This window comes from Phenylobacterium sp., from assembly GCF_044372605.1.
Lineage (GTDB): Bacteria > Pseudomonadota > Alphaproteobacteria > Caulobacterales > Caulobacteraceae > Phenylobacterium.
Genome location: NZ_JBILRO010000265.1, coordinates 1 through 4,464, shown reverse-complemented (window position 1 = coordinate 4,464; position 4,464 = coordinate 1). Strand labels below are relative to the sequence as shown.

Annotated in this window: 6 protein-coding genes; 3 read left to right on the top strand and 3 right to left on the bottom strand. The window is 64.9% G+C overall.

All coding sequences use genetic code 11. The features are described from left to right. A partial coding sequence (locus ACIQ42_RS16360) for an SPOR domain-containing protein (RefSeq protein WP_397423310.1) occupies positions 1–221 on the top strand: 221 nt, incomplete at its 5' end. 23 nt (positions 222–244) lie between these two features. Here the strand turns inward: ACIQ42_RS16360 and ACIQ42_RS16355 are convergent. Together ACIQ42_RS16355 and ACIQ42_RS16350 are read right to left on the bottom strand one after the other, a co-directional pair. Next, entirely contained in the window at positions 245–670 is a 426-nt protein-coding gene (locus tag ACIQ42_RS16355) for a molecular chaperone DnaJ (RefSeq protein ID WP_397423309.1), read from the bottom strand. 4 nt (positions 671–674) lie between these two features. Continuing rightward, entirely contained in the window at positions 675–1,508 is an 834-nt protein-coding gene (locus ACIQ42_RS16350; protein ID WP_397423308.1) for a division plane positioning ATPase MipZ, read from the bottom strand. Positions 1,509–1,648: 140 nt separating this feature from the next. Here ACIQ42_RS16350 and panC point away from each other — a divergent pair, with 140 nt between their 5' ends. Continuing rightward, a complete protein-coding gene (panC, locus tag ACIQ42_RS16345) occupies positions 1,649–2,503 on the top strand; it encodes a pantoate--beta-alanine ligase (RefSeq protein ID WP_397423307.1) in 855 nt (284 codons plus the stop codon). A 42-nt stretch (positions 2,504–2,545) separates the two neighbouring features. On the opposite strand, the gene ACIQ42_RS16340 is transcribed toward panC, so the two are convergent. Further along, positions 2,546–2,956 carry a DUF1489 family protein gene (locus ACIQ42_RS16340; protein WP_397423306.1) on the bottom strand — a complete coding sequence of 137 codons (411 nt, stop codon included), beginning with the start codon at positions 2,954–2,956 and terminating at the stop codon, positions 2,546–2,548. Positions 2,957–3,034: 78 nt separating this feature from the next. Between ACIQ42_RS16340 and ACIQ42_RS16335 the strand changes: the two genes are divergently transcribed. Then, positions 3,035–4,464, top strand: a 1,430-nt coding sequence (locus tag ACIQ42_RS16335) for a patatin-like phospholipase family protein (RefSeq protein WP_397423311.1), incomplete at its 3' end; no start/stop codon positions are given.

Here is a 4,464-nt window from a genome sequence, read left to right as displayed (position 1 = left end):
TCGGTACATTCAGCAACCGCTCGGATGCCCGCGAGCAACTGGCCATCGTCGAGAAAAAGTACGGCAAGCACTTTGATGATGCGCGCGCCCTGGCCGAGAAGGACGATGGAAAATTCCGCGCACGTTTCGCGGGCATGAGCGAGGCGGATGCCAAGGACGCTTGCAAGGCCCTTAAGGCCAGGAAACAACCCTGCCTGGTGATGGCTCCCAGCCGCGGCTGATGTATGCGGGGCGGCGTGCCGTACTACCGTTTCAACAATCGATCCCGTGCGGCGTTGAGCTGTGCCGCCAGCCCGGCTGTCCCACCCTTGTCCGGGTGTACCGCGCGCATCAGGCGGGTGTAGGCCTCCTGGACATCCTTTCGGCTGGCCGCAGCCTCCACCCCAAGGATCCGGCGGGCCTCGTCAAGGCTCATGGCCTCGGTAGGCGGCGCGGCGCCCGGCATCGCCGTTTTACGAGCTGACGAGGCCAGGCCCAACCCCGCCACGGCCAACACAATCCCCGCGCCCCAGCCGCCGCGAACACTCACAAACACGGCGGCGGTAAAGCACGCCACTGCCAGCGCAGCCGTCAATATCCGCCATTCCCGACGCTTGAGAACAGGTACCTTGCGCTTGCTCGCCCAGAGATAGAGCACCAGGGCGGCGCCGCCCAGGAGGAGATAGAGCATGCGGCTATTCCGCCGCGATCCGCTCGTTCTCGTCCAGTCCGTTGAACCCCAGTGCGATCATCAGCGCACGAAGTTCCTGCCGTGCGGCCACATGCTGCAGGCTCATCGCCACAGGGCGGATGGTCGGCGACAGGTCGGCTACCGTCAGGCCAAACGGGAACAACTCACGATAGATTACCCGGTCACGCAGACCTGGCCCCACCCGAAACCCGACCTTGCGCGACAGCGCCAGGACGCGCTCATCCAGGCGTTTGCGATTGCGTGCTTCCGTTGGGGCCAGTCGATTGCGCAAGACAACCCAGTCGATCTGCTTGCGCTCGGTGGTTGCGCGCTGTTTCCGGCTGGCCCAGACAGTCTCTGCGTAGAGGCTGTGCCGTTTGAGATCCAGGGTGCCCGGATCCACCACGCCCAACATGTCGAAGTCGACGAAGCTGTCGTTCATCGGGGTGACGATCAGGTCCGCCCGCACGTGCGCGGCGCGCATGATCGCGGTGTCGGCGCCGGGGGTGTCGATCAGGACAAAATCGGCGTCACTCACCACCTCCTTGAAGCCAGCCTCAAAGCGGGCGATTTGCTCGGAGTCCGGCGCCTTGGCCAGGGCGTCGCCGGCGCTGCTGATAGGATGCTCGATCGGCATGGGCGCCACCGCGCCATTCGCCGCGAGCCAGGCGGCTCGATTTGCGAAGAAGTGGCCCATGGTCTGTTGGCGCAGGTCGAGGTCCAGCACCGCCACCTTTGCTCCGCCGTGCAGGAGGGCCGTCACGATGTGTATCGCGAGTGTGGACTTCCCCGCCCCACCCTTCTCATTGCCGACCACAATAACGCTGGCCTGGCCCATGGTTGTCCGCTCCTCTGACACCGGTATTCTGACCGACTCGCTTGGCCGTTAAATGACAGCGGCGGATGGGGGCCCGTCAACGCGTTCATCGCACGCCCTGTGGATGGACTTGGCGTCACAGCATCGCCATATGCCGCGACATGTCCGAAACGCTCCCGATTGTCCGCACCGTCGCCGAACTTCGCGCGCAGGTCGCCGCCTGGCGCCGCGCCGGCTTACACGTGGGATTTGTGCCGACCATGGGCGCATTGCACGAGGGCCATCTGTCCCTGGTCAGATTGGCGGGCGCGAAGGCTGACCGGGTAGTGGCCAGCATTTTTGTCAATCCGACCCAGTTCGGACCGGGCGAGGACTTCACCACCTATCCACGAGACGAGCCCGCAGACGCGGCCATGCTGGCGCGGGCAGGCTGTGATCTGCTCTACGCGCCAAGCGTAGCCGAAATGTATCCAGAAGGCGCTGCGACAACCGTAACCGTCACGGGGGTGTCGGAGCCTCTGGACGGACTGGCGCGGCCTGGTCACTTCGCCGGCGTCGCTGCGGTCGTCACCAAACTCCTGAACCAGTGCGCACCCGATCTGGCTGTCTTCGGCGAGAAGGACTTTCAGCAGTTGCAGGTGATACGGAGGCTGGTTCGGGACCTCGATATCCCTGTGGGGATCGTGGGCGGTCCCATAGTCCGAGCCGGGGATGGTCTCGCTCTGTCATCGCGCAATGCTTACCTGTCTGACGACGAACGCCCTGTTGCGGGGAGCCTCAATCGCGTGCTGGCAGAAAGCCTCCAACGGTTGCGGGCGCGCACGCCGGTCAAATCAGTCGAAGATTGGGCGATCGAGGCGCTTCTCTCGGCCGGCTTCCATTCTGTGGACTATGTGGAGGCGCGCACGCCAGAGACCCTTGCTCGGCTGGGGCCCGGTCCGGCCGAAGGTCCGATCCGGTTGCTCGCCGCCGCGCGCCTCGGCAAAACACGGCTGATCGACAACATGGGCGACTGAGGTCGCACGAATCCTGGGACGGTCGGGACAGCCGGCCTCACCTCACCAGGCACCGGCCTCTCTCAGCTGCCGCGCCAGGTCCGCCGGCACATCACCGAACGCCTCGGTATCCAGATCAGGCGGCGCATCCTTGGCCTCGAGATAGCGCCATCCCTGAAAGGCCCGACGCGGTGTTGGAGCAACGCGCACGACCTGATCACTGAGCGTCACTTCGCAGCGGGCAGTGACACCGTCTCCCACTTTGTCCACCGCCAGGATGGCCTGTCGACACAGGATCACACCCTTGAACACCCGGTAGAGCGAACCGCCGTCCAAAAGCTCTTCGGCTCGCTTGGGCGTCATCCGGGTGGACATCACCCACGGGTGACTGACACCCCGGTGAGTGGCGTGCCAGGCCAGCATGTCCTCGACGGCGGCTGCCCCGACGACCAGTTTTATCATGTGAAGCGCCATAGCCTTCGCTTACGGCCACGCACAGGGCTTGGAAAGGCTACATTGAGCGTCGCACCAGTCGAGACTAGGCTATTCGCCGTGCCCAAGCTCCCTGACATTCCACCTGATTCGGTGCTGGCGCGACTGTTCAAGCACCCACGAATTCAGGCCGAGACCATCTGGTTCTCCGTGCCGGGCGGCCAGAAGCTGTTCAGCCACGGCGACGCTTCCGATGAACTGTTTATCGTGCGCACCGGACGACTGGGAGCGTTCCGTCGTGAGGATGGCCAGGAGCCAAGCTTCCTCGGCATCATCCGGCCCGGCGAACCCGCCGGTGAGATGGCGCTGATCGCCGGGATTCCACATTCCGCCGACGTCTATGCCCTGCGTGATTCAGAAGTCTTCGCAGTGCCCAAGGCCGTGTTTTTCGAGGCCTGCGACGCCGACGCGGCGGTGATGACTGAACTGGCGCGCCTGATGATTCTTCGCAGCCGCCAGACCGCCCGGCGCGGCCCGGTGGGCGATCCTTCTGTCTTCGGCTTCGTGGCGGTTGGCCGACCCGGCCCGATCCGCCCGCTTGTCGAGCGGCTGGCACGGGAAGTCGCAGCCCTGGGCTACCAGGTCACGACTGTGGGCGTCGAGGCCGTCACTGCCCCTACAGAGTGGTTCTCGGAGGTCGAGCGGGTCCACGACTATGTCCTTTATGTCGCCGAACGGGATGAGACCACCTGGGCACCCTTCGTGCCCCGACTGGTGGATCGACTGTTTCAGGTGGCCCGAGGCGACCGCCCGCCGCAGGTTGAGGGCAGTCTGCCGATGGCAACGACCTTGCGCGAGCAGGGTCTGGTCGACCTGCTTCTGATCCAGCCAGTCGAACTCGAGCGTCCTGCCGGTTCAGAAGCCTGGTTGGACGCCACCGGCGCGTCACGCGTGTTCCATCTGAGACGTGGCCATACGCCGGACTTCCAACGGATCGCCCGGGTGGTCACTGGCCAGTCGGTGGGTCTGGTGCTCTCCGGCGGCGGCGCGCGAGCCTATGCCCATGTGGGCGCGATCAAGGCGCTCAGGGAGCGAGGCGTGCCCATAGATTTCGTGGGCGGGTCCTCAATGGGCGGTATCGTTGGCGCAGGTCTTGCCATGGGTTGGGATCAGGTCGAGATGGATCGCCGCCTGCGCAAGGCTTTTGTCGAAACCAGCCCACTGGACGACATCGCCCTGCCCCTGCTCGCCATGACCCACGGCCTGAAGGTAGGGGAACGCCTGCGCACCCACTTTGGCGAGACGCAGATCGCAGATCTCTGGCTCCCGTTCTTCTGCCTGTCATCCAACCTGACCACCGGCGCCTATCAACTCCACCGGCGAGGCTCCTTACGCCATGCGCTGCGCGCCACCATTGCCCTGCCCGGCGTGATGCCCCCGGCTACCGACGGTCAGAACGTGCTGGTGGATGGCGCGGTCATGAAGAACTTCCCTGCAGATATCATGCGCGCCGCCCAGGCTGGCCCCATCGTCGGCGTCGACGTAACCAC

Excerpts from the sequence above, each read along its gene's own strand:
- ACIQ42_RS16340 (WP_397423306.1), bottom strand. The coding sequence starts at position 2,956 with ATGGCGCTTCACATGATAAAACTGGTCGTCGGGGCAGCCGCCGTCGAG.
- ACIQ42_RS16355 (WP_397423309.1), bottom strand. The coding sequence starts at position 670 with ATGCTCTATCTCCTCCTGGGCGGCGCCGCCCTGGTGCTCTATCTCTGG.
- panC (WP_397423307.1), top strand. The coding sequence starts at position 1,649 with ATGTCCGAAACGCTCCCGATTGTCCGCACCGTCGCCGAACTTCGCGCG.
- ACIQ42_RS16350 (WP_397423308.1), bottom strand. The coding sequence starts at position 1,508 with ATGGGCCAGGCCAGCGTTATTGTGGTCGGCAATGAGAAGGGTGGGGCG.